Source organism: Planomonospora sp. ID91781 (assembly GCF_015711595.1).
Taxonomy (GTDB): Bacteria; Actinomycetota; Actinomycetes; order Streptosporangiales; family Streptosporangiaceae; genus Planomonospora; species Planomonospora parontospora.
The window spans coordinates 1,776,930-1,801,498 of sequence record NZ_JABTEY010000001.1 but is presented as its reverse complement, the minus strand read 5'-3'; the positions used below and the strand labels follow the sequence as shown (position 1 = coordinate 1,801,498).

Here is a 24,569-nt window from a genome sequence, read left to right as displayed (position 1 = left end):
TCGCTGGAGATCGGGAGGCACCCGGGTCCGCGACCCGGCTCTCCGACCGGGTCAGCCTGCCGCGGACCGGGTGCCTGGCGTTTCAGAAGCATCGAGGCGCCGGCCGGCGGGATCCGGCGCCGGTTCACCGCGTCAGTGCGCGGGGGCGGGATCCGCCCCGCCGCCGCTCAGCCGGGCGTGCCATCCGCTGGACGTCAGCCGGTGCTCCGGCCAGGCCGCGAGTTCGGGCGCACCCGCGTCGGCGTCGTCCCGGTAGACCGCGATGACCGTGTAGCCCTCCGCCGGCTTCGCCAGGACGGACGCCGGCGTCGCGGGCAGCGGGCTTCCGCCCGCCGTGCCCAGCGCCTCGCAGCCCAGCGGGTGCGCGATCTGCGGGGCGTGCCATCCGTAGACGAGGCACGGACGGCGGTGGCCGAGTCTGCCGAGCGCCTCCGCCACCAGGGCGTCCTGGGCGCGGGAGGACGTCATCGGGCCGACGTTCACCGCCAGATACGCCTTCTGCAGGTGGAGGTGGCCTCCCACGACGAGGACGCAGCACGCCACCGCGGCCGCGAGCCCGGCCCGCCGCCGGGCCTCCCCCGCCAGGCTCAGCAGGCCCTCCGCGGCGGCGATAGCCCACAGCCCCAGGACGGGCAGCATGTAGCGCGGTGCCGTCACGCCGCCGTAGTAGAGGTAGGCGACGGCGAAGCACGCCCCGACCGCGGCCGGGACGGCGATCGCGGTCCGGCACTCCCTGCGCCAGGCCGCCAGGAGGCCCGCAACCCCCAGCAGGACGACGGCGGCCAGCCACACGGGCCCTCCGCCGGGAACCGGTCCGCAGCTCTCCGGGGCCCGGCAGAGCGTCGGCCCGTCCAGAGCCCGCAGATGGTGGTCGAGGAGCCACCGCGGTGCGCTGAAGTTCTGGGTCGCGCCGTCGAGCCGCTGCGCGACGCCTCCGTACTCCAGCACCGCCTCCAGCAGCCACTGGCCCCACCCGGCGGCCAGGCCGGCGCCGAGCGCGGTGAGCGTGATGAGCATCGGCCCCCACCGCCGCCCGCGGGCGAACAGGAGGACCGCCGCCGCCAGGGCCAGGGCGACGACCGTGGCGTCGGTGGGACGGAACAGGGTCATGGACGCCGCGACGACCGCCACCGCGACCGGCAGCGCCCTGCCGACCGGTCCCGCGGCGGTGACCGCCCGGAGCACCAGGCCGGTGAGCGCGACGGAGCCGAACGCGGTGTAGAGGTTGGGCATGGCCGCGTTGCCGTAGAACACCGTCGACCAGCAGCCCGCGTAGAGCGCCGCCGCCAGGGGGACGGTGTAGCCGGGCCGTACCGCGAGCCAGATCCGGAACGAGCCGAACAGCAGCAGGGACGAGACGACCGTCAGGTAGACCCGGAGGGCCGCCACCGAGTTCGTGATCATCACGACCGGCGCGACGACGAGGGACGTGCCCCAGCCCCGGGAGGGGTGGAAGTCGAGCGGGGTGTCGTTGGCGGAGAACTGGCTGAGGTAGACCGCCTCGTCCCAGCCGATCTGGAAGTCCACCGACACCAGGACGACCTGGGCGGCGGCGTAGCAGAGTGCGACGACCGCCAGGAGGGCCGCCGGGCTGAGCCGGCGCCGGTCCTCCGGTGCGGCCCCCGCTCCCGCCGGGACTCCGCCGGGCTCTCCCGCCCCCTTCGGCCCGGGTCGCTGCAGCCCGGTCATCGCACCGCCTCCTTGAGAGGGCGCCACCAGTCCTGGTGGTCCCGGTACCACTTCACGGCCTCGGCCAGTCCTTCGCCGAAGTCCACCCGGGGCTCGTAACCGATCGCCCGGATCTTGCCGCTGTCCACGGAGTACCGCAGGTCGTGCCCGAGCCGGTCGGGAACGCGCACGACCATGTCCCACCCGGCGCCGAAGGCGGCCAGCAGCCGCTCGGTGAGCTCGACGTTGGTGAGCTCGACGCCTCCGCCGATGTTGTAGACCTCTCCGGGGCAGCCCTTCTCCAGCACGAGCTGGACGCCCCGGCAGTGGTCGTCCACGTGCAGCCACTCGCGGACGTTCCGGCCGTCCCCGTAGAGGGGGACCCGGTGGCCGTCGATCAGGTTGGTGACGAAGAGCGGGATGACCTTCTCGGGGTGCTGGTAGGGGCCGTAGTTGTTGGAGCAGCGGGTGATCCGCACGTCGAGGCCGTGCGTCCGGTGGTACGCGCGGCACAGCAGGTCTCCGGAGGCCTTCGCCGCCGAGTAGGGCGAATTGGGCAGGAGCGGCTCCGACTCGTCCCACGAGCCTTCGGCGATCGAGCCGTACACCTCGTCCGTGGAGATCTGCACGAATGTGCCGACGCCGGCTTCGAGCGCGGCCTGCAGGAGCCGCTGGGTACCGAGGACGTTCGTCGTCACGAAGTCGCCCGCTCCGGTGATCGACCGGTCGACGTGGGACTCCGCGGCGAAGTTCACCACGACGTCGTGGCCCGGCACGACGTCCGCGAGGAGCCGCGCGTCGGTGATGTCGCCCCGGACGAAGCGGTGGTCGCGGTGGTCGGCCACCGGGGCGAGGTTGGCGAGGTTGCCGGCGTAGGTGAGCTTGTCGAGGACCGTGACGCGGGCGCCCTCCCAGCCCGGGTAGGCGCCCCGCAGCAGGGACCTCACATAGTGGGAGCCGATGAAGCCGGCCCCTCCGGTGACGAGGATCCTCATGCGCGCACCTGGATCCTGCTGTGGTCGCCGACCATGAGCCCGTACGTGTTGGGCGTGCCCTCCGCCCGGCTCACCTCGACGTTGCGGCCGATGAGGGAGTGGGCCAGCCGGGAGACGCCGTGGACGGAGGAGTCGTCGAGCACGATCGAGTACTCGACCTCGGCGTCCTGCACGACGCAGCGCGGCCCGATCGAGGTGAAGGGCCCGATGTACGAGGACTGGATCTTCGCGTCCGCCCCGACCACGATCGGGCCGCGCAGGACGGAGTCCTCCACCACGGCCCCGGGTTCGATGACGACCCGGCCGGTGACCTCGCTCAGCCCGTCGACCGTGCCCCGGTTGGCCGGTTCCACCGTCTCCAGGATCATCCGGTTGCACTCCAGCAGGTCCTGCAGGCGCCCGGTGTCCTTCCAGTAGCCGGTGACCATGTGCGAGTGGACGGAGTAGTCGTTCTCGATCAGCCACTGGATCGCGTCGGTGATCTCCAGCTCGCCGCGCGCGGACGGGGTGATCGCCCGGACCGCCTCGTGGATCGCGGGAGAGAACGAGTACACCCCCACGATGGCCAGGTCGCTGCGCGGGTGGGAGGGCTTCTCCTGCAGCCCGACGATCTCCCCCGTGGCGCCGAGCTCCGCGACCCCGTAGAACCGGGGTTCGGCGACCCTCGTCAGCAGGACCTGGGCGTCGTACCCGCCGAGGCGGAACGCGCCGACGAGGTCGGCGATCCCGCCGACCAGGAAGTTGTCCCCGAGATACATGACGAACGGCTCGTCGCCGAGGAACTCCCGCGCGATCAGGACGCAGTGCGCCAGGCCGAGCGGGGCCTCCTGCGGGATGTAGGTGATGTCGAGCCCGAACCGCGAGCCGTCGCCCACGGCCTCCCTGACCTCGGCGCCCGTGTCGCCGGTGATGATCCCGACGCTGGTGATGCCCGCCGCGCGTATCGCCTCGAGCCCGTAGTAGAGCACCGGTTTGTTGGCGACGGGGACCAGCTGCTTGGCGGAAGTGTGTGTCAGCGGCCGTAGTCTGGTGCCCCTTCCACCCGCCAGGACAAGCGCTTTCACCCTTTTTTCAACTCCCTATGCTCCGGACGCGGCGACCGGGTCGGCCACTGCCCTCAGATTGTGATAGGGGGGTGATTCACCCATCCGCCGCTTTACGCCTCGGCGCCTTTCCCCTTACCAACGCTTTACCTTCGCCGGATCCCGGAAAGCCCATGACCTATTGATCGTATAGGCGAGGACGGTGCTCACCGGAATCACCAGCGACTGGGCCAGGAGAACGGGGACGCCGGCGAGCTCGACCAGGAGCGGGAGCCCGATGACGGAGGTGGCCAGAAAGCTCAGGCCGACCAGGTAGAAGCGGGCCAGGCCGGTGAGCCAGGAGCCCGTGGAGACGCGGAAGACGACCAGCCGGTACCACGGGTAGACGGTCGCGACGGCGAGGAGGTGGCTGACCACGACCAGGAAAAGGTAGGGAACCCGGTCCTCAAGGATCAGCAAACCGAGGGCAAGAAGACCAAAATAGACCGCGACCGTCATGACACCTCCCATCAAATATGTGATGCGCTGTCCACGGAGACCCGATGTCAAATCCCTCATCGGGTGGTCGGGTCGGGGTCGGGGAGCGGTCCGTACGTCCAGTTCAGTCATCCGGTGACACCTCCAATGATTGTCGAGAATGGTCGCCGAAGAATTCTGAAGGATCGTACAGGGTTCATGGACATTCACGGTCGATAGTCGGGAGAATAACGTGTCCGTTTCGGTTGTCATTCCGTGTTACCGTTCGGAGATAACCCTTCCGCCGCTGGTCACCAGGCTCGTCTCGGTGCTGCGTGACATGTCCGTCCGGCACGAGGTGATCCTCGTCGTCGACGGGAGCCCGGACGGCACCTGGAACGTGGCGGAATCACTCGCCCGCCGGATCGACGTCGTCCGCGCGATCCGGCTGTCCCGCAACTACGGTCAGCACAACGCGCTGGTGGCCGGCATCAGGGAGGCGAGGTTCGACGTGGTCGTCACGATGGACGACGACCTGCAGCATCCTCCGGAGCAGGTCCCGCTGCTGCTGGCCGCCCTCGAAGGCGACCGCCTGGATCTGGTCTACGGCGTGCCGCACCAGGAGGAGCACGGGTTCCTGCGCAGCCTCGCGTCGCGGTCGGTGAAGACCGGGATGTCACGGGCCCTGGGCATCCGCAACGCACAGAAGATCAGCGCGTTCCGCGCCTTCCGCACCTGCCTGCGCGACGGGTTCGAGGATCTGTCCGGACCGCACGCCTCCGTCGACGTGGCCCTCTCGTGGGGCACCGCCCAGATCGGCTCGGTCGGGGTGCACATGAACGACCGAGAGGTCGGGGAGTCGAACTACAACGTGCGGATGCTGGTGCGGCACGCCGTGAACATGCTCCTCGGCTACAGCACGGCCCCCCTGCGCATGGCGAGCTACCTGGGGTTCCTCACCGGGATCATCGGGCTCCTGCTGGGCGGCCTGGTCCTGTGGCGCTTCGCCACGGGCGACACCACCGTCGCCGGATTCACCACGATCACCTCGATGATCGCGATCTTCTCGTCCGCCCAGCTGATATCCATCGGGGTCCTCGGGGAGTACATCGGCCGCATCCACGGAGGCGGACTGGGGCGGCCGACCTACGTCGTCCGGGAGAGGGTCGGCCTGTCGGCCGCCGTGGACGTCCCGGTCCAGCCGACCGGATCACGCTGACACCGCCCCCGCGCCGGGGCCTCCGCGCGGAAGGCTCCCGGCGGGTGCGCGGTCTCCGTGGACCGCCGCCCGCCGGGAGCCTTCGTGCCGTTCGTGCCGTTCATGGCGCTCACGGCGCTCACGGTGTTCCGCCGGACGGTCAGTCCGGGATCAGCTCCAGGAAGAGCCGGACGGTGCCGCCGTCGGGCGTGCGGAGCCGTACGCAGTCGTCCCGGTTGAAGCAGCGGGCGCGCAGGATGTCGATCAGCCGGCCCACGGGCATCGACCGGTCCGGGTCGAGGTGGGCGAGCTCCTGGAACTCGGTGATCGGGTGCCCGGTGGCCCTGTCGTGGTCCTGCTCCACCGGTGCCAGCGCGTTCTCGCACAGCGCCGGCCACGACCGCAGGAACAACTCGACGGCGGCCTCCTCCAGCCTCCGGTAGAGCGAGCTTCCGGTGTCGTGCGGACGGACCGCCACCTCCTGCTGGGCGAGCAGCGGCCCGGTGTCGATCCCCTCGTCGATCAGGTGCAGGGTCACCCCCGCGGGCGTCCCGTCGATGATCGACCAGACGGCCGGCTGCCGCCCCCGGTTGTACGGCAGCAGCGACGGGTGCAGGTTCACGATGCCCCGGGGGAACGCCTTCATCAGGGCCGGGGTGAAGATGTGCGCGAAGAACAGGGAGATCCCCAGTTCGGCGCCGAGCCCTTCGATCCGGCGCACCGTCTCCTCGCTCCTGAGTGTGTCGCCGGTGAGGACCAGCCCCAGGCGGTCCAGGTCGGGGAAGAGGCTCCTGATCTCGTCCGCGCGGCGGGGGCGCCGGTCGGGGGCGTTGAGGACGACGGCGGCGATGTCGGCGTCGGGCCGGCCGCGAAGCCAGGTCGCGATCTCCAGGCCGCTCCGGTCGTTGCAGAACAGGACGACGCGCATGATGCTCCTTATCGGCTTGTGGGGATCCCCGGCCGTCTCCCGGCGGGATCGGGACTCGGACGGGGAGTGCGGGAACCCGCGGACAGCCGGGCTCCCCGGTCTCTCAGACCACCTCGTACGCCCGGACGGCGTCGATCACACGCTCCGCCTCCGGCAGGTCCAGATCCGCGAAGAGCGGCAGACGCACCAGGCGGTCGGCGACCCTCTCGGTGACCGGGCAGCCCTCCGCCGCCGGGCGCCCGTACCGGATCCCGGCGGGCGCGGTGTGCAGCGGCTGGTAGTGGAACGTCGCCTGCACCCCGCGCTCCGCCAGATGGGCGATCAGCGCCTGCCGGTTCCGCAGGTCGGGCAGGAGCAGGTAGTACAGGTGCGCGGGATGCGCGCACTCGTCCGGCACCACCGGCTGGGAGACCTCGCCGGCCGCCGCCCAGTCCGCCAGCCCTTCGTGGTAGGCGTTCCAGACCGCGTGGCGCCGGGCCTGGATCGCCGGGAACGACTCCAGCTGAGCGGTCAGCTGAGCGGCGAGCAGGTCGGACGGCAGGTAGCTCGACCCGATGTCGACCCAGCGGTACTTGTCGGTCTGGCCGCGGAAGAACTGGCTGCGGTTGGTCCCCTTCTCCCGGATGATCTCGGCCCGTCCGGCGAGTCCGGGATCGTTCAGGACCAGTGCGCCGCCCTCGCCGCACTGCACGTTCTTCGTCGCGTGGAAGCTCTGGGCGGCCATCCGGCCGAACGACCCGAGCGCCCGGCCCCGATAGGAGGCGCCCAGGCCGTGGGCGTTGTCCTCGATGACGGCCAGGCCGTGCCGCCGCGCGATCTGTCCGATCTCGTCCATCCGGCAGGCGACACCGGCGTAGTGGACCACCACGATCGCCCTGGTCCGGGATGTGACCTCCGCTTCGATCAGCCGTTCGTCCAGGTTCAGGGTGTCGGGCCTGCAGTCGACGAACACCGGGACCGCTCCCCGCAGGGCGAAGGCGTTCGCCGTCGACACGAACGTGAACGACGGCATGATGACCTCGTCGCCCGGCCGGAGGTCGAGCAGGAGCGCCGCCATCTCCAGCGCGTGGGTGCAGGACGTGGTCAGCTGGACCCCGCACGCGCCGGTCAGCTCCTGAATGAGCGCGCTCGCCCTGCGGGTGAACGGGCCGTCCCCGGCGGTGAACCCTCCCTCCAGCACCGCGGCCAGATATCCGAGTTCATTTTGCGAAACGTAAGGACGATTGAATGGGATCGTCGTGGATTTGTTCTCGCTCACGCGTGCAGTCAACAGCGGCACTTCACCGCGTACACCGCTCTTATCTTTTTCTTTGTTTTCCCATTACCAGGGTCCTTCACCTGCCCGCGGCCTGGAGGCCCTCCTGCCCGGGACGGCGTAGACGGAGTAGTCTCCGGACCTGAAGCGGAGCTTCGCGAACTCCCCCACCTTCGCCCGGTCGGACCTCCTCTGGCGCTCGTCCACGAAGAGCCAGCGCACGCCGTACCGCTCCCGCAGGTGCCGGATCGCGGCCGCCGAAGGGCTCTGGAAGGCGTTCTTGTTGGCCTCGAACCTCGGCTGGTCCCAGAACGGCAGCTGCAGCGACTTCCCGGGAGTCCAGTTCCTGAGGTTCGTCGGCGTGTACCCCCAGCCCTCGATCAGCACGCGCCGCTCGCTGAACGCGGTCACCCAGAACTTCAGGGTCTCGCACTGGTCCTCCAGACGCCACCAGCGGCAGTGCACGGCCGTGGCGACCAGATCGTCCGGGTGCGAGTGCGCGCGCAGCCACCGCAGGGCCGCCAGGGCGTCCGCCGAGACCCGGTTGCTCACCGCCTGTTTCCGGAGGATCACCTTCGTGTTCTGGTGGCCGAGGCGGTCGCGCACGTTGCCGGGCAGGCTGAGCGCCATGAGCACGACGACCGTGACCGCCCAGGCCCGCCGCGCGCCGACCTTGAGGAGCAGGACGCAGACCATCGCCCCGACGGCGAGCGTGAAGGCGATCTGCGGCGGGTACAGGACGCCGTCCCGGCCCTCCTCCAGAGGAAGCGTCACACCGAAGAGCGCGGGGAGAGGCAGGGACGCCGCCGCCCCGGCGACCGCCGCGAGCACCGCGGCCCGGCGTGACACCCGCGCCCACCTCAGCAGCACGATGAGCCCGTACACCGCGACGACCACCACGTACGGCACCGCGCCCATGAGGAAGAAGAGCTGGCTGAAACCCGGGTGGCCGAACAGGAACGCGACGCCCAGACCCGCCGCGCCGATGCCGAGCATGAGGCAGACCGCGGGCCGCGCCAGCAGCCTCGGCCGGGCCAGCAGGCCGAAGACGCCGGACCACGCCACGGTCCAGCCCAGCACGTACAGCAGCATCAGGCCGAGCACGGACAGCTGGGAGGGCTCGAGCCGGCCCCCCATGCCGCTCATCCGCATCCAGCCCAGCCGGAACAGGGACAGGGGATCGATGGTCATCCCCTGCTTGGCGCCGTCGAAGAGCACGAACTGCGCGAACAGCAGGCACGCTCCCGTCGCCCCGAGCACGGTCAGCGCCGGCCAGGGGACACGGCGCCTCCTGACCGACTCGACCGCCGCCACCACGGCCAGTCCCGCGCCGAGCAGGGGCAGATAGGTGGCCTTGGCCCCGGTGACCGCCACCAGGAAGATCCCGGTCAGCACCCACCGGCCGGTGTCGCGCCGCCGTTCCAGGACGTCGATCAGGAGCAGGACCAAGGGCGCGAACAGCAGCGCCCCGTAGGTCTGCGTGGGGCTGCTCCAGGTGATGTCCTGCAGTCCGCCGTAGGTGAGGACCCAGTTGTCGCCCTGGTAGAGGTTGGGCGCCTTGAGGAAGACGGTGCCCACCACGGCGAGCAGCCCGCCCACCCAGGACCCGGTGACCCGCCGCCCCGTGCTCCCTACCAGGACCAGCAGGGCGATGAGCATCGGCAGCATCGCCAGGCGGAACAGCAGGACCATCGGCTCCAGCCCGGTCACCCAGCTCGCGGCCGCCAGGTGCGCGTAGACGAACCAGTGGTAGAGGAGCGGCTCGCCGGCGACCGCCGGCACCGTGGGAGGCATGTGGTACTTCAGCTCGGCGATCAGCGACAGGTGGAACGGCAGATCGGCCCCCGCCGACCAGCTCCCCGGCTGCGTGATGTCGTACTTGGTGAAGAACACCACCCCGGGCCGCAGCACCATGAACGCCGCGACCAGCGCGAACGACCACGACCACCACAGCGGCGTACGCGGGCGGGGCCGCCCCCTCCAGTGCCCGCGCAGTCGGGGGACGGTGAGGAAGACCGCGTAGACGGCGACCGGCCAGGCCGCCACGAGCAGCGGCGCCCCCACCGTCCGGGCGGCGATGTAGGCGACCGACTCCACGGCGTACCCCAGTGCCGCACCGAGCGCGATCTCCTCGACCAGCGTCTTGCGGCCGCTCCACAGCGCGCGGATCATCAAGGTGCCCGGGAGCACGACGCCCAGCACGAGGTAGAGCCCGAAGACGGCCGTGTCCCGGACGGAGACGCCGTAGAGGCCGAGGACCGTCAGGATCAGGGCGACCGCGCAGACCGCGGGGAGCCATCCCGTCACCCGCGTCCGGAACCCCGTCCGGCTTCGGGCGGAGCGCCGGGACCCGGTCGTCCGGACGGCCGCCGCGGTTCCGGAGAGGCCCGATGGGGAGTCCGCCGCGGTTCCGGAGAGGCCCGATGGGGAGTCCGCCGCGGTTCCGGAGAGGCCCGATGGGGAGTCCGCCCCGGGGGGAGCTGTGTCCATACGGAGAGTCTGGTGAGGCGCCCCCTCAGCGCAGGGAGGGTGCACCCATGCTTGGCCGGGGCTTTGCGGTTCCCTTACCCGCCCCTTCCGGGCCCTGGCCGGACCGGATGGGGGATCGGACGGAGGCGGACCGGACGGACCGGACGGCCCGGGCTCAGGCGCCGCCGGACGGAGAGGCGGCCGGCTTGCGCGCGCGGAGGAAGATCGAGACGCCCCGCATGGACTTCACCGGCAGATACCGCTCCAGGACGATGATGGCGGTGAGGCCCGCATTGACGATCCAGGGCAGCTCGGTCAGGTCGTTGCCCTCGCTGTTCTTCCGGCGGCGGGCCACGACGGGCCTCAGGAGCACGTTCCAGCTCCAGACCCGCTCGACGACCAGGCCGGCCTTCTCCATCAGGCCGACGAGCTCCTCCCGCGAGTACCTGCGGACGTGTCCCACCGCGTCGTCGTGCGCGGACCACAACGCCATGTCGCAGGGGACGGCGATCAGGGCCGTGCCTCCCGGCTTGAGCACCCGGGCGATCTCCGCTGCGGCGAGGTGGTCCTCCACGATGTGCTCCAGCACGTCGAAGGCGGTGACCACGTCGAACCGCCCGGATTCCAGCGGCAGGTCCCGGGCGTCGGCGTGGATGGCCTTCAGCCCCCGCTCCCTGGCGACCTGAACCGCCGCCTCGGAGTAGTCGGCCACCAAGGCCTCGTAGCCGAGTCCGGCCAGCACCCTGGTGTTGCCGCCCCCGGCCGCGCCGATGTCCAGCGCCTCCCCCCGGGTGCGGGAGCCGCGCAGCTCGCGGCGCAGGATCGCCCGGCGTTCACGGAACCACCAGTGGCGGTCCTCGATCCCGACCATGAGAGAGATCTCCGTGTCCTGCATAATCGCTCATCCGTCCATCGCGCGCGGCCGTGTCGGCCCGGGTGGTCTGGTCCCCGTGGCCCAGCCACAGTGTTCTCGGCGGGGACGGTGCGGCACCGGGGCTTCAGGCTCCGCCTACCGGCCGATGACCGGGCTTTTACCGAAGTCCGCGGGGGGCCTCGGCCTCCGAGCCGGGGAGCGGGTCGGCGGGGACGGGCGGGAGGCTGGGAGGAAGCTCAGAGGAACCTGACCATCGGCTGACAGGTGAGCCGATCCGGGCACCTTGGGGCGATTGTCTATCTACGATACGTTTTCTATACCGACAGCCTCATCCGCAACTCTCGGAGTCCCCCTCATGAAGTCCTCCACCCGAATCGTCCTAGCGGGCAGCTGCGCCCTGGGCCTGCTGTCCGCACCGACCACCGCGTGGAGCGCGGAGCAGCACAAGCCGACCCCCACCCCCAAGCCGACGGCCACGGCCAAGCCGACGGCGAAGCCCACCCCCGCGCCCAAGCCGGTGGACTGCACGAAGGTCAAGTGCATCGCGCTGACCTTCGACGACGGTCCCGGCAAGTACGCCGACAAGCTGCTCGCCACCCTGAAGAAGCACAACGCCAAGGCGACGTTCTTCCTCGAGGGCCAGTACGTGAAGTCGCGTCCCGCGTTCGCCAAGCTGATGGTCACCGAGGGCCACGACATCGGCAACCACAGCTACACCCACCCGAAGTTCACCGAGAGCTCCATCGAGAAGATCCGCGAGGAGCTCAAGAAGACCCAGGACGTCGTCAAGAAGGCCACCGGCAGGTACCCGACGACGATCCGCCCGCCGTACGGCCTGCTCGACGACGACACCAAGACCGTCGCCGCCGAGATGAAGATGCCGATCGTCCTGTGGAACGGCGGTTCCCGCGACTGGGCGACCAAGAACGAGAAGGCCATCTACGACGAGGTCCTCAAGAACGCCAAGCGCGACGGCGTCATCCTCATGCACGACTGGGTCGCCCAGACCGTCACGGTCATGCCCAAGCTCCTCACCGAGCTGAAGAAGCAGGGCTACCACGTCGTGGCGGTCTCCTCGCTGCCCGGTTTCAAGACCCTGAAGCCGGCCGACGTCTTCCCCGCGGCCGCCGCCCAGGACAAGGACCTGTCCGCCGACTCGCCCACCGGCGACCCGGACGACTTCGCGCAGTCCCCCGAAGACGGCAACTGAGCCGCCACCGGCCGCCCGCGGGATCGCTACGGCCTGCGGGCGAGCCGCCTGCCCAGGTTCTGCATCGGCAGCTCGACGTAGCGGTAGGTGAGCCGGCTCAGGCCCAGCACCGCCGCGACGAATCCCGCCGTCACCGCCGCCTGTACGGCGGGCGGCATGGACCGCGTGTCCCCCACCACGGCGTGCGTCAGCCGGAGCAGCGGGTGGTGCAGCAGGTAGACCGAGTAGCTGACCAGGCCGAGCCAGACCAGGAAGCGCGGCAGGCGGCGCCCGCGCAGGGCCATCGCGCCCGCGAACGTCGCCCCGGCCAGGGCGATCGTGGTCGTCCACACCCCCGGCCGGACCCACCACCAGCCCGCCTGCTCCGCCCAGACCGGGGCCGCCGCCACCAGCGCGGTCGCGGCGGCCACCGGCCAGAGGGTGCCGGTGCCCTGCTCCCAGCGGCGGACCGCGGTCCCGGTGAACATCACCGCGAGGATCGCCGCCCCGAACCACGGCACGAAGCCGGCGAAGAGCAGCAGCACCACGGCCATCACCCCGAGCACGCAGGCGGCCGTCCTGCGCAGCCTCCCGGTGACCAGGCAGACCATGCCCGCGGCGAACACCACCCCCGAGACGTAGGCGGGCCAGAAGCCCGTCAGCAGCGGCGCGGTGAGCACCAGCCCCGTCCCTACCGCGACCGCGCCGAACCCCACGGCGAGCGTCCCGCTCCTGCGGTGCAGGCCGTACACGAACAGGGCGGTGACCAGCAGGTAGAAGACCATCTCGTAGGAGAGCGTCCACATGGTGTCGGCCAGGCCGCCCAGGTGGACCACGTCCAGCAGCATCGTCAGGTGCGCGGAGACCGAGGCGACGTCGCGCGGCACCTCCTGGCGGACCGGCAGCCAGAAGGCCATCACCAGGACCCCGGCCGCGACCAGCAGGTAGATCGGGTAGAGGCGGAAGAACCGGCTGATCCAGAAGGCCCGGACGTCCCCGCGGCCCTCCAGCGAGACCGGGATGATGTACCCGCTCACCATGAAGAACACCAGGATTCCGTACAGCCCCAGGCTGAACCAGTAGGGTCGCAGCTGCGGCATGAACCAGGGCAGCGCGTGCTCCAGCAGCACCGCCGTCGCGCCGAGCCCGCGCAGCGCGTCCAGCCAGGCCAGCCGGGTGGAGGTGCCGGGGCGGGCGGTCCGGGTGCTGGCAGCGGTCGTCGACACCCGCCCCAACATACCGGGCATCTCATCCGGTAAAGGGAGTTATCCCCATTTAGTGACGGACGATCGCCCCTGAACCGCCCCCGGTACGGCGAGGCGTCCGGTGACGGACGATCGTCCCTGAACCGTCTCCGGTACGGCGAGCCGTCCGGTGACGGACGATCGCCCCGGGACCACCCCGGACGCGGCGGCGGGGCCCCGGGGGGGGCGGCCCGGGGGCCCCCCCCCCCCCGCGCGCCCCCCCCCCGGGGGGGCCGGCGGCCCCGGAGGATCTCCTCCGGGGCCGCCGCCGCACGCCGGCTACTCCCACTCGATGGTGCCCGGCGGCTTGCTCGTCACGTCCAGCACCACGCGGTTGACCTCGCGGACCTCGTTGGTGATCCGGGTGGAGATGCGGGCCAGCACGTCGTACGGCACGCGGGACCAGTCGGCGGTCATCGCGTCCTCGCTGGAGACCGGGCGCAGCACGACCGGGTGCCCGTAGGTGCGGCCGTCGCCCTGGACGCCCACCGAGCGCACGTCGGCGAGCAGCACCACCGGGCACTGCCAGATCTCCCGGTCGAGCCCGGCCCGGGAGAGCTCCTCGCGGGCGATGGCGTCGGCCTCGCGCAGGATCTCCAGGCGCTCGCGGCTGACCGCGCCCACGATGCGGATGCCGAGCCCGGGGCCGGGGAACGGCTGGCGCCAGACCATGGCGGCGGGCAGGCCGAGCTCCTCGCCCGCGCGGCGGACCTCGTCCTTGAAGAGCGCGCGGAGCGGCTCGACCAGCTGGAACTGCAGGTCGTCGGGGAGCCCTCCGACGTTGTGGTGGGACTTGATGTTGGCGGTGCCGGTGCCGCCGCCGGACTCGACGACGTCCGGGTAGAGGGTGCCCTGCACCAGGAAGTCGACCGGGCCGTCGGCGATGATGGCGCGCTGCTCGTCCTCGAAGACCCGGATGAACTCCCTGCCGATGATCTTGCGCTTCTCCTCGGGGTCGGTGACCCCGTCGAGCGCCTTGAGGAAGCGGTCGGCGGCGTCGACGACGCGGAGCTTGACGCCGGTGGCGGCGACGAAGTCGCGCTCGACCTGCTCGGCCTCACCCTTGCGCAGCAGTCCGTGGTCGACGAAGACGCAGGTCAGCCGGTCGCCGATGGCCCGCTGCACGATCGCCGCGGCGACCGCGGAGTCCACCCCGCCGGACAGGCCGCAGATCGCGCGGCCCTCGGGGCCGATCTGGGCGCGGACCGCCTCCACGGCCTCCTCGACGATGTTGAGCATCGTCCAGGAGGGGCGGCAGCCGGCCGCGTCGAGGAAGTGCTTGAGCACGCTCTGGCCGTGCTCGGAGTGGAGCACCTCGGGGTGGAACTGCACGCCGTACAGGCCCTTGACCGGGTGCTCGAAGGCCGCGACCGGGGTCTCGGGGGTGAACGCGGTGACGTCGAAGCCCTCGGGGGCCGCGGAGACGCTGTCGCCGTGGGACATCCAGACCGACTGCTCGGCGGGCAGGCCCGCGAAGAGCACGCCCTCCCGCGACACCTCCAGCCGGGTCCCGCCGTACTCCGCGACGCCGGTCCTGGCCACGGTGCCGCCGAGCGCCTGCGCCATGACCTGGAAGCCGTAGCAGATGCCGAAGGTCGGCACGCCGGTCTCGAACAGGCCCCGGGGAACCGGGGGCGCGCCTTCGGCGTAGACCGACGAGGGCCCGCCCGACAGGATGATGGCCTTGGGCTTCTTGGCCATCATCTCCTCCACCGGCATCGTCGAGGGGACGATCTCGGAGTAGACGTGGCACTCGCGCACCCGCCGCGCGATCAGCTGCGCGTACTGCGCGCCGAAGTCGACGACCAGGACGGTGTCGAACAACGGGTCGGACAACGGGTCGAACTCTGACACCAAGACCCCCAAAGGAAACCACAGCGGTGAGTCCAGTCTATCGGCGACCGGTCCTGCGCCGGGGACCGGGAGCGGCCGGGCGGGCGGACGCCGTCCCGCTGGTCGAGCACAGGCCCGCTGGTCGAGCACAGGCCCGCTGGTCGAGCACGGGCCCGCTGGTTAAACACGGGCCCGGCCGCGGTAAAGGCGGCGCCAACGAGCGGTTTCCGGGTGGGGGCGTGGCTAGATTCCAACCGAGGTGATCCCCGTTGCGTCTCCGACGTTCCTTCGCAGCGATCCGGGGGGGCCGCCGGCTACGGGCATCGGCAGGGCGGGGAGTCCCACGCACCCGCTGACGGAGCAGGAGGGTCCTCTCCCGACGCGAAGCGTCGCACCGCGAACGACAACGCCGCCGCGAGAAAAGGACGAGTGATGGACGTGTACGCTGCGAGCGCACCGGCGACCGGGATACCGAGACCGCGGATCCGGCTGAACGACTTCGGCTGCCTGACCCCCCCGGAACTGGGTGCGTGGACGCCCCGGCGCAGCGTGAGCGTCGTGATCCCGGCGTACCGGTGCGAGGAGACCCTGTCCCTCACCCTCGCCAGCCTCGCCGGTCAGAGCTACCCGGGTCACCTGCTCGAAGTCGTCGTCGTCGACGACGGCGAGGGCGAGGGGGAGGCGCCGTTGCGCCTGCCCGACCTGGTTCCGGAGAACACCCGGGTCGTCCGGCCCGAGCCCGGCTGGGGCATCGCCAACGCCTTCCACAGCGGGGTCAAGGTCGCGGACGGCGAGATCGTGCACCGGGTCGACGCCGACCTGGTGCTCTTCCCCGAGCACGTCGAGGCCCAGATGCGCTGGCACCACCTGGCCGACTACCTGGTGCTCCTGGGCAACCTGCGGTTCAACGAGTACGCCCCGGGCAGCATCAGCCCCCTGGAGGTGCACGCCGCCGTGACCGCGGGGACCGTGGACAAGCTCTTCGGCGACGACGGCGTGCCCCAGTGGACCGAGGCGAAGTGGGACCGCACCGGCGATCTGCGCCAGGCCGGCCTGGCCGCCTGGCGCCTTCTCGTGAGCGCCACCGCGTCCATGCCGAAGGAGCTGTACCTGCGGGCGGGCGGCATGGACACCTCGCTGCGCCGGGGGTCGGACACCGAGATCGGATACCGGCTCGCCCAGGCCGGCGCGGTCTTCGTCGGCGACCGGGAGTCGCGCTGCCGCCATCTCGGCGAGTCCACCGTGATGCGCCGCCGGGACGAGGTCACGCGGTACACCCGGCCGTACATGAACGAGCGGATCCCGGGCTTCCTGGAGCGGAAGGCGAAGACCTCCAGCCGGCAGTACCTCGTGCCGACGGTCGAGGCGGTGGTCGACGCCGAGGGCCGCACGCTGGAGGAGGTGCGGGCGACCGTCAACGGCCTCCTGTCGGGATGGATGGCCGACGTGTCCGTCGTCCTGACCGGTCCCTGGCACCTGCTCACCGACGAGCGCCGCCCCCCGCTGGACGACCCGATGCTCGACCTCCGGCTGATCAGGGAGACCTTCCGGGGGGAGAACCGTGTCCGGTTCGTACGGAAGGCCGCGGAGAGCGCCTTCCCCGTGCCGTTCCGGTTCGAGTGCCCGGCCGGCTGGGTGCCCGCCCCCGACTCCCTGGTACGGCTGGTGAAGTTCGCCGACGACGAGACCGCGGGGCTGGTCTCGCTGGTGCTGGACGAGCACGAGGAGCTGACCACGGCCAGGCTGGAGCGGACGTCCGCGGTCAGTCGCGCGCGGTTGCTCGTCGAGCCGGGAGACAGCCTGGAGGAGGCGATCCACCAGGTCTCCGGCACGCTCTGGGAGGACGGCCGCAAGTGGGGGATCCTCCCCCCCGGTGACGAGACCTCCGCCTCCGCGGCGGCGCTCGCCTCCCAGGTGGAGTACTGGCGGGATCGGGCGGAGAAGTGGGAGGGCCAGGCACGGCGCTGGAAGCGCAAAGCGCGCGAACGCCGGGTGGAGCGGGTCGAACGCGCGTCGGCGCAGCGGCTGCGCCGGGCCGTCGGGAAAGGGCTCCGGATGGTCGGGGTGACCCGCGCCCGCCGGTGAGTCGTATCCGCCGGTGACCCGCGCCCGCCGGCGAGTCGTTCCCTTCGGCGACCCGTACCCGCCGGTGAGTCGTTCCCTTCGGCGACCCGCGCCCGTCGGCGAGTCGTTCCCTTCGGCGAGTCGTCTCCCGGCATCCCTCAAGGCCGGTCCGTCCCCGCCGATGGGAACGCGATGACAGCCGACGAGCGCAGGGGGCCCTGGCCGATGAGGCGTTTTCTCCGACTGCCGTTGATCCTCGTTCTGGTGGCGCTGGGGACGCTGCCCGTGGTGCGGGCGGTGCAGTCCTCCTCCGAGCACCTCCTCCCGGCCGCCGTGGTCTCGCTCGCGCTCACCGCACTCGCGCTGGCGCACGTCGTCGTCTCGGCCCGGCGCACCCTCGCTCACGCCCCCGCCCGGACGGCGCTGCGCAACTCGATCCTGTCGCTGACCGCCGGCGTCGTGCTGCTGGTCCTCCTGCCCCTGGCCGGGCTGGCCTACCTGTCGGTGCAGGAGAACACCGGCGCGGTGCGCGCCGAGGTCGAGCGGCGGCTGGTGACCGGCGCCGACGTCAGCGCCGGCTACATCGGCAGCCGGATGAACGCGACGCGGGAGCTGGTCTCCTCCTACGCCCAGCGGCCGTCGCTGAGGAAGGCCATGACCGCCGGCGGCGACCTCGACCGGCACCTGGCGGAGCTGCAGGCGCACGACCCGTCGCTCTTCGGCGCGTGGGCGCTGGACGGCTCCGGCACGCTGCTGGCGATCAGCCCGTCCTCCCCGGTCACCGGGACGGACTTCTCCGGCCGCGACTACTTCCAGGGCGTGCTGCGGACCGGCAGGCCGTACGTGTCGGAGGCGTTCGCCACCTCGGCGGCGGACGACCACCGCGTGGTGGCGGTCGCCGCGCCGGTGAAGGACGGCGAGGGCCGGATCGTCGGAGTCGTCGCCGCGGGCTACCCCGTGCAGGTCCTGACCGCGTTCACCGACCGGCTGGCCGGCGTGCAGCAGGTACGGCTGACGCTGGCCGATCAGAAGGGCACCCTGCTGTCCGGCGGCGACGACGGGTCCGGGCTGCTCATGGGCACCCGAGACGAGCACGTCTGGGCCGCGCTGGCCGGAGGCAGCGGGACCGGGCGGCGGCTGGAGGGCGGCGCGTACCGGGAGGTGGCCTACCGGCCCCTCCCCGAGCTGGGCTGGGCGGTGAGCGCCGAGATCCCGACCGCCGAGGCCTTCGCCCCCGCGGACGCCTTCGCCGGGCGGATGACGGCCGCCGCCCTGGCGCTGACGCAGATGCTGATGGGCGGGCTGGTGCTGACGGCGTACGCCGAGCGCCGCCGCCGGTTCGCCGAGGCCGACCTGGTCCGGCGGGAGGAGCAGGTCGGCGCCATCCTCGACGCGGCCGGCGAGGCGTTCCTCGTCGTCGACCGCAACAGCCGGATCATCCGGTGGAACCGCCGGGCGGAGGCGACCTTCGGCTGGTCGGCCGAGGAGGCGCTGGGCCGGAATCCGGTCGAGCTCACGATCCCCGAGGGGCAGCGCGCCTACCACTCCGCGGCGCTCGCGCGGGCGCTCGCCGGCGGCGCGCTGCCCGCGACGGGCAGCTACGTGCAGCTCGACGCCCTCCGCCACGACGGCACGGTCTTCCCCGCCGAGATGACCGTGTGGTCGTCCTCCACCGACGACGGCGTGACCTTCAACGCGTTCATCCGCGACGTCACCGAGCACCGGCGCGCCGACGCCGAACTGGCCGCGGCCCGCGACGAGGCGCTGACGGCCTCGCGGATGAAGTCGGAGTTCGTGGCCAACATGAGCCACGAGATCCGCACCCCGCTGAACGGCGTCATCGGCATGACCACCCTGCTGCTGGACACCGGACTCGACGACCGGCAGCGCGACTACCTGAACACGGTGCAGAGCTCCGCCGACGCGCTGCTCAACGTGATCAACGACATCCTCGACTTCTCCAAGATCGAGGCGGGCAAGCTCGACATCGACCCCGTCGACTTCGACGCGCGGCTGCTGGTCGAGGACGTGGTCAGCCTGATGGCCGCTCCGGCGCAGGCCAAGGGCCTGGAGATCGCCGCGGCCGTGAACCCGGCCATCCCGCCGGCGCTCCGCGGCGACGTGCACCGCATCCGGCAGGTGCTGACCAACCTGGTCTCCAACGCCGTCAAGTTCACCGAGCGCGGCGAGGTCGTCGTCGAGGTCGGGGTCGGCCCCGCCGAGGACGGCTCCGGGATCCGGCAGGTGCTCTTCGCCGTCACCGACACCGGGATCGGCATCCCCGCCGACCGGCAGGACGGCCTGTTCGACGCCTTCACCCAGGCCGACACCTCCACCACCCGCCGCTACGGCGGCACCGGCCTGGGCCTGACCATCAGCCGCCAGCTCGTCGAGCTGATGGACGGCACGATCGGCCTGTCCAGCACGGCCGGCGAGGGCAGCCGCTTCTACTTCACCCTGCCGCTGCCCGGCGCGGCCGCGCTGCCGGCCGTGCCGCAGCACCCCGCCGCGGACCTGACGGGGGTGCGGGTGCTGGTGGTCGACGACAACCTCACCAACCGCCGGGTGGTCAGGGACCTGCTCGCCGGCTGGGGCGTGCGGGCGCACAGCGCGCCGGACGCCCGCAGCGCCCTGGCCGTCCTGCGCGAGGCCGCCGAAGCGGGCGACCCGTTCACCGTCGCCCTGCTCGACATGCGCATGCCCGACCTCGACGGCCTGCGGCTGGCCCGAGCCATCGTCGCCGACCCCGCCCTGGACGGCACCCGGCTGGCCATGCTGACCTCCACCAACCAGGCCGGCGAGGCGCAGGCGGCCCGGGAGTGCGGCATCGAGGTGTACCTGACGAAGCCGGTGCGCGCCGCCCAGCTGCGCGGCGGGCTGCTGCAGCTGCTCGGCCGCGGACCCGCTCCCACGGGCACGGCTGCCCCCACGGGTACGGCCGGCGCCGCGGGATCGGGCGCGGTCCCGGCTCCGGAGGCCGCGCCGTCCACTCCGTCCGCTCCGTCGGTGCCGGGCGCGCCGTCCGCGGTGGACCGCGCGGGCGGGAACGGCCTCCGGATCCTGGTGGCCGAGGACAACGAGGTCAACCAGCAGGTCGTCGTGGAGATGCTCGCGGGCCTCGGCTATGCCGCCGACGTCGCCGGAGACGGCGAGGAGGCGCTGCGCCTGCTGCGGGCGGGCCGGTACGACGCCGTGCTCATGGACTGCCAGATGCCGCGTCTCGACGGCTACCAGGCCACCGAGCGGATCCGGCTGCTGCCGGCCCCGCTGAGCACCGTCCCGGTCATCGCGCTGACCGCCTCCGCCCTGGCCTCCGACGAACAGCGCTGCCTGGCGGCCGGCATGGACGCGTTCCTCACCAAGCCGCTGCGCAGGCAGCAGCTCGACGCCGTACTGCGCACGGCCCTGGCCGGACGTACCGGCGGCACGGGCAGTACGGACGGCACCGGCGGCACGGGCGGCGGACCGGAGCACCCGGTCGTCCCGGCCGCACGCCCCAGCGAACCGGAGCACCCGGTCGTCCCGGCCGCACGGCACGGCGGCGCCGCCGCGGAACCGGAGGCTCCGGCCGCCGGGTCCGGAGACCCCGCCGACGCCGAGGACCTGCTCGATCCGGACGTGCTCGACGAGCTGCGCGACATCGGGCCCAAGCTCACCGAGAAGTTCCTCCCGTCCTACCTGCACAACGCCTCGGCGGCCAGTGCCGCCATCGTCGACGCGGCCGACCGCAGGGACCTGCGGGAGCTGGCCCGGCTCGCCCACAAGCTCCGGGGCAGCAGCGCCGCCTTCGCCGGGCGGCGGCTCTCGGCGACCTGCACCACCCTGGAGGAGGCCGCCAACGCCGGCGACGCCGACACCGCCGCGGCACTGGCCGGCACCGTGGCCCGCCAGGCCGACGCCACCTCCCGCGCGCTGGTCGCCACACTGGCGTCGTCCGGGCACTGAGCGGTCGTCGTCCGGGGCGAAGCCCTCCTCGACGCAGAGTTCCTCGGCGTAGTGCGCCCAGCCCTCGCAGAACGCCAGCGACATCAGCGTCCGGCGCACGTCGGAGGACGCGCGGCGCAGGGCCCGGCCGTGCGAGAAGTGCCCGGGGGCGACCTCGTGCACGTTGATCGCGGGCAGCGTGGTGGCGCTGAAGACCTCCAGCCACTCCTCGATCTCCTGCTCCGGCCAGGAGGGGTCGGGCGGGGTGATGTGGTACCAGGACGGGCTCTCGGGCTCGCCGGGCGCGGCCCAGCTGATCATCGCCATGGCCCAGCGGCGCGACTCGGGCGCCAGGCCGACCAGGCACTCGCCGTCGTGGTAGGGCACCAGGTCCTTCTCCCGGGTGAAGGCGATCGCCCGCTCGGTGCCCTCCCGGGCGGCGTCGATCACGCCGTCGATGCCGGGGTGGTCGCGGACCAGCTCGCGGCAGACGTCCAGCGGCGGCCGGTCCCCGCGCCCCAGCTTCGCGCACGACTCGGCCAGCCGCGCCATCAGCCGGTCGCGCTCGGCGTCGGCCCGCCCGGCGAGCCGGCCCAGGTCCACCGTGAGGCCCTCGCCCGCGCCCATCAGCCGGGCCAGGCCGTCGGCCCCGAGGGAGGCGTCGGGGTCTCCGGCGCGCGCGGCCTCCTCGACGTGCTCGGCCAGGCGGGCGTGCGCCTTGAGCGCCGCCTCCCGCACCGCGTCGTCGACACCGTGCCGCGGCACCCCGGCGGCCAGGCCCCGGACGGTGCCGAGCAGCGCGGTGGCGACCGGCGCGCTCAGCCGGTCGAGCGCGGCGATCGCGTTGTCCACCGCCTCGGGCCAGCGGGCCAGGTGGGCCAGCCGGGCCGCGGCCCGCTCCTCCGCCGGGGCGTACTCCCGGTCGTAGCAGGCCAGATCGAGGCTCTCCAGGTGCTCCATGGGACTGCGCCGGTACAGCTCCAGTTCGCCGTACGCGACCCGGGCGTGCTCCTCGAAGATCTCCAGGTGGGCGGCGTCGTAGGGGTCGTCCGGGAGCGGTCCCCGGCCCAGCGCGGCCAGCCCGGCGCGCACGCCCTCGGGCGAGAGGTCCTGGATCCGCCCGTCGTACTCGTGCCGGCCGGCCATCTCCCGGACACCGGCCACGGACAGGTCGCACACCGCCCGCAGGCGGGAGTCGAGTTCGCTCATGCGGCTGACGCTATCCCACGGCGCCTCGCGACGGCCCGCTCCGGCCGGGACGATCGCGGAAGGTCCGCCGCCCCTCGTCCACAGAGAGCCCGCGCCTCCCGTCGTCCCCTCCCCGGCCACGACGGAACCGCGAGGTCCGCACGCCGCCGGTGGGATGTCGGTGGCGTCTGGCACCGTACCGCCATGGCGCAACCTCTCAAGGAGATGATCAACCCCGCTTCGGCGGGCGTGCTCGCCGACGGCGTGGCGGCGGTCTGGGCGGCGTTCCCCCGGGACCGGTTCGTCGCGGAGGCGTCCGCCGGGCTGGACGGCCTGGAGCTCAAGGAGCGCGTCCGGCACGTCGCGCGGGCGCTCGGCGCCGCGCTGCCGCCGGGGTTCCCCCGCGCCGCGGAGATCCTGCGGGAGAGCGCGGCCCGCGTCCGGCTGGACATGTGGAGCGGCTGGCCCGCCACCGAGTACATCGCGGTGCACGGCCACGACCACCTCGACGAGGCGATGACCGCGCTCGCCGCGCTCACCCCGTACGCCACCGGGGAGTTCGCCGTCCGCCCCTACCTCGACCGGCACCGCGGCGACGCCATGAAGATCATGTACGGCTGGGCGGAGTCGGACGACGAGCACCTGCGCCGGCTGGCGTCGGAGGGGTCGCGCCCCCGGCTGCCCTGGGGTTCCCGGGTGCCGTGGCTGATGGAGCCCGGACCGGCGCTGCCGATCCTCGACCGGCTCCGCGACGACCCCAGCGAGTACGTCCGCCGCTCGGTGGCCAACCACGTCAACGACATCGCCAAGGACCACCCGGAGGTCGCGGTCGGGCTGCTCGCCCGCTGGCGCTCCGAGGGCGGCTCGCACGTCGAGAGGGTGCTGCGCCACGCGGTGCGCGGCCTGCTGCGCACCGGTCACCCCGGCGCGCTGGAGCTCGTGGGCGCCGCCCCGGGCGGCGGCTCGGTCCGGGCGCTGGTCCTGGACGCCGACCGGGTGGCCGTCGGTGACCGGCTGCGCTTCACGGTCACCGTCTCCGCGGACGCCCCCGGCCCGCTCGTGCTCAAGTACGCCGTCCGGCGCGACGGCTCGCGCCGCGTGTTCCACCTCGGCGAGCGCACGGTCGCCGCCGCCGGCCAGGAGATCACGGTGTCCAGGTCCCACTCGTTCCGGCCCGTGACGACCCGGACCGAGCCGCCCGGCCCGCGCGTCCTGGAGATCGTCGTCAACGGCGCCGTCCGGGCGAGCGCCCCCTTCACCCTGACCGGCTCGTGACCCGCCCCCGCCGCCCGACCGATCCGGCGGTCACTCGTCCCCGCCGCCCGACCGGCCGTGACCCGTCCCCGCCGCCCGACCGGACCGTGAGCCGCGCTCTTCCCCGCTGCCGTCCCCGTCAGCCGGGCTGGGACGCGGCGGCGATCTCCAGGGCGGAGCGCGGGGCGCGGCCGAGCAGATCGCGCAGCTCGCCTCCGGTCCCCGACAGGAAGCCGCCCGCGACGGCGGAGTAGGTGCCCACCAGCATCGGGACCTGGAAGGGCGCCAGCCCGAGGGCGGTGAAGGCCTCCCGGGCCTGGGCGAGGGTGCCGGGCTCGTAGGCGACGGCGGTCCCGGTGGCCGCCGAACGGGCCCGGGCGAGGTCGGCCCCGCCGACGGCCTCCTCGCCGACCAGTTCGCAGATCCGGCCCGCGCGCGCCGCGGCGTCGGCGGCCACCAGTGCGGCGGCCTCGGCGAGGTCCTCCCGGGCGACCGCGGCCAGCCGCCCGTCCCCCAGGGGCGCGGTGATCGCGCCGTCCACGACCGGGGTGAGCGTGGCGAGCAGTTCCGCGTACAGGCCGTTGCGCAGGATCGTCCAGCCCGCCGTACCCGAACGGAGCCTGCGCTCGGTCCAGCGGTGCGCGAGCGCGTAGGGCAGGTGGTCCCCGGCGGCGCTGAGGCTGGTGTAGACGATGTGCCCGACCCCGGCCTTCTCGGCGGCGTCGATCGCGGCGCCGTGCCGGGCGATGACGGCGTCGTCCTCGCCGTATCCCGCGGAGACGAGCAGCAGCGTGTCCACCCCGTCGAAACCGCCCGCCAGTGAGGCCGGGTCGTCGAAGTCGATCCGGCGCACCGGCACCCCCGCCGGGACGCGCTCCGGATTCCTGGTGCCCGCGACGACGTCCGGCGCCTCTGCCGGACGAGCGGCCAGATGCTCGATGACGAGCCTTCCCAGGGCGCCCGACGCGCCGGTGACAAGGATCATGC

General features: G+C 72.5%; 16 protein-coding genes and 1 pseudogene. 5 read left to right on the top strand and 12 right to left on the bottom strand.

Translation table 11 applies throughout. The features are described 5' to 3' along the window. Positions 1 to 132 precede the first annotated feature (132 nt). The 4 genes from HS048_RS08420 to HS048_RS08405 all read right to left on the bottom strand — a co-directional run bounded on the left by HS048_RS08420 (position 133) and on the right by HS048_RS08405 (position 4,216). Positions 133 to 1,689: a hypothetical protein gene (locus tag HS048_RS08420; protein ID WP_196466620.1), complete on the bottom strand. Its 1,557-nt coding sequence runs from the start codon at positions 1,687 to 1,689 to the stop codon at positions 133 to 135. After that, positions 1,686 to 2,663, bottom strand: a complete 978-nt coding sequence (gene rfbB / locus HS048_RS08415; protein WP_196466619.1) for a dTDP-glucose 4,6-dehydratase — start codon at positions 2,661 to 2,663, stop codon at positions 1,686 to 1,688. Before rfbB ends, HS048_RS08420 begins: the two co-directional genes overlap by 4 nt. Continuing rightward, positions 2,660 to 3,727 (bottom strand): glucose-1-phosphate thymidylyltransferase, encoded by a 1,068-nt coding sequence (locus HS048_RS08410; RefSeq protein WP_196466618.1) that lies wholly within the window; start codon positions 3,725 to 3,727, stop codon positions 2,660 to 2,662. The genes rfbB and HS048_RS08410 overlap by 4 nt, the downstream gene beginning before the upstream one ends. Positions 3,728 to 3,841: 114 nt before the next feature. Beyond that, positions 3,842 to 4,216 (bottom strand): GtrA family protein, encoded by a 375-nt coding sequence (locus HS048_RS08405; RefSeq protein ID WP_255529570.1) that lies wholly within the window; start codon positions 4,214 to 4,216, stop codon positions 3,842 to 3,844. Between the two features lie 199 nt (positions 4,217 to 4,415). Between HS048_RS08405 and HS048_RS08400 the strand changes: the two genes are divergently transcribed. Continuing rightward, positions 4,416 to 5,381, top strand: a complete 966-nt coding sequence (locus HS048_RS08400) for a glycosyltransferase family 2 protein (protein WP_068896614.1) — start codon at positions 4,416 to 4,418, stop codon at positions 5,379 to 5,381. A gap of 139 nt (positions 5,382 to 5,520) precedes the next feature. Here the strand turns inward: HS048_RS08400 and HS048_RS08395 are convergent, their stop codons facing one another. From HS048_RS08395 to HS048_RS08380, 4 genes are all read right to left on the bottom strand, one after another. Further along, on the bottom strand, positions 5,521 to 6,288 hold the full coding sequence (locus HS048_RS08395; RefSeq protein ID WP_196466617.1) for a formyltransferase family protein: 768 nt from the start codon (positions 6,286 to 6,288) through the stop codon (positions 5,521 to 5,523). 103 nt (positions 6,289 to 6,391) lie between these two features. Continuing rightward, complete coding sequence (rffA, locus tag HS048_RS08390) at positions 6,392 to 7,546, bottom strand: dTDP-4-amino-4,6-dideoxygalactose transaminase (RefSeq protein ID WP_374058756.1); 1,155 nt, start codon at positions 7,544 to 7,546, stop codon at positions 6,392 to 6,394. Between the two features lie 63 nt (positions 7,547 to 7,609). Further along, a complete protein-coding gene (locus HS048_RS08385; protein ID WP_196466615.1) occupies positions 7,610 to 9,850 on the bottom strand; it encodes a hypothetical protein in 2,241 nt (746 codons plus the stop codon). A gap of 337 nt (positions 9,851 to 10,187) precedes the next feature. Then, positions 10,188 to 10,907 carry a class I SAM-dependent methyltransferase gene (locus tag HS048_RS08380; RefSeq protein ID WP_068896611.1) on the bottom strand — a complete coding sequence of 240 codons (720 nt, stop codon included), beginning with the start codon at positions 10,905 to 10,907 and terminating at the stop codon, positions 10,188 to 10,190. 334 nt (positions 10,908 to 11,241) lie between these two features. Here HS048_RS08380 and HS048_RS08375 point away from each other — a divergent pair, with 334 nt between their 5' ends. Beyond that, positions 11,242 to 12,096 (top strand): polysaccharide deacetylase family protein, encoded by an 855-nt coding sequence (locus tag HS048_RS08375; protein ID WP_196466614.1) that lies wholly within the window; start codon positions 11,242 to 11,244, stop codon positions 12,094 to 12,096. 26 nt (positions 12,097 to 12,122) lie between these two features. Here the strand turns inward: HS048_RS08375 and HS048_RS08370 are convergent, their stop codons facing one another. Both HS048_RS08370 and guaA read right to left on the bottom strand, forming a co-directional pair. Continuing rightward, on the bottom strand, positions 12,123 to 13,301 hold the full coding sequence (locus HS048_RS08370; RefSeq protein WP_307832389.1) for an acyltransferase: 1,179 nt from the start codon (positions 13,299 to 13,301) through the stop codon (positions 12,123 to 12,125). Between the two features lie 297 nt (positions 13,302 to 13,598). Further along, positions 13,599 to 15,155, bottom strand: coding sequence for a glutamine-hydrolyzing GMP synthase (gene guaA, locus HS048_RS08365; RefSeq protein ID WP_196467824.1), 1,557 nt, complete (start codon positions 15,153 to 15,155; stop codon positions 13,599 to 13,601). Positions 15,156 to 15,584: 429 nt separating this feature from the next. Here guaA and HS048_RS08360 point away from each other — a divergent pair, with 429 nt between their 5' ends. Continuing rightward, positions 15,585 to 17,237, top strand: coding sequence for a glycosyltransferase family A protein (locus tag HS048_RS08360; protein ID WP_196466612.1), 1,653 nt, complete (start codon positions 15,585 to 15,587; stop codon positions 17,235 to 17,237). Positions 17,238 to 17,480: 243 nt separating this feature from the next. Then, on the top strand, positions 17,481 to 21,161 hold the full coding sequence (locus HS048_RS08355) for a response regulator (RefSeq protein WP_196466611.1): 3,681 nt from the start codon (positions 17,481 to 17,483) through the stop codon (positions 21,159 to 21,161). On the opposite strand, the pseudogene HS048_RS08350 reads toward HS048_RS08355, so the two are convergent. Next, a pseudogene (locus HS048_RS08350) lies at positions 21,162 to 22,349 on the bottom strand (DUF885 family protein); the annotation flags it as partial. Positions 22,350 to 22,532: 183 nt separating this feature from the next. On the opposite strand from HS048_RS08350, the gene HS048_RS08345 reads away from it, so the two are divergent. Continuing rightward, complete coding sequence (locus HS048_RS08345) at positions 22,533 to 23,603, top strand: DNA alkylation repair protein (RefSeq protein ID WP_196466610.1); 1,071 nt, start codon at positions 22,533 to 22,535, stop codon at positions 23,601 to 23,603. A 118-nt stretch (positions 23,604 to 23,721) separates the two neighbouring features. Here the strand turns inward: HS048_RS08345 and HS048_RS08340 are convergent, their stop codons facing one another. Continuing rightward, entirely contained in the window at positions 23,722 to 24,567 is an 846-nt protein-coding gene (locus tag HS048_RS08340) for an NAD(P)H-binding protein (RefSeq protein ID WP_196466609.1), read from the bottom strand. Between the last annotated feature and the right edge of the window lie 2 nt (positions 24,568 to 24,569).

Bases quoted from the DNA above. Each gene is read 5' to 3' on its own strand.
- HS048_RS08420 (WP_196466620.1), bottom strand. From the start codon at position 1,689: ATGACCGGGCTGCAGCGACCCGGGCCGAAGGGGGCGGGAGAGCCCGGC.
- rfbB (WP_196466619.1), bottom strand. From the start codon at position 2,663: ATGAGGATCCTCGTCACCGGAGGGGCCGGCTTCATCGGCTCCCACTAT.
- HS048_RS08405 (WP_255529570.1), bottom strand. From the start codon at position 4,216: ATGGGAGGTGTCATGACGGTCGCGGTCTATTTTGGTCTTCTTGCCCTC.
- HS048_RS08395 (WP_196466617.1), bottom strand. From the start codon at position 6,288: ATGCGCGTCGTCCTGTTCTGCAACGACCGGAGCGGCCTGGAGATCGCG.
- HS048_RS08380 (WP_068896611.1), bottom strand. From the start codon at position 10,907: ATGCAGGACACGGAGATCTCTCTCATGGTCGGGATCGAGGACCGCCAC.
- HS048_RS08375 (WP_196466614.1), top strand. From the start codon at position 11,242: ATGAAGTCCTCCACCCGAATCGTCCTAGCGGGCAGCTGCGCCCTGGGC.
- HS048_RS08360 (WP_196466612.1), top strand. From the start codon at position 15,585: ATGGACGTGTACGCTGCGAGCGCACCGGCGACCGGGATACCGAGACCG.
- HS048_RS08345 (WP_196466610.1), top strand. From the start codon at position 22,533: ATGGCGCAACCTCTCAAGGAGATGATCAACCCCGCTTCGGCGGGCGTG.
- HS048_RS08340 (WP_196466609.1), bottom strand. From the start codon at position 24,567: ATGATCCTTGTCACCGGCGCGTCGGGCGCCCTGGGAAGGCTCGTCATC.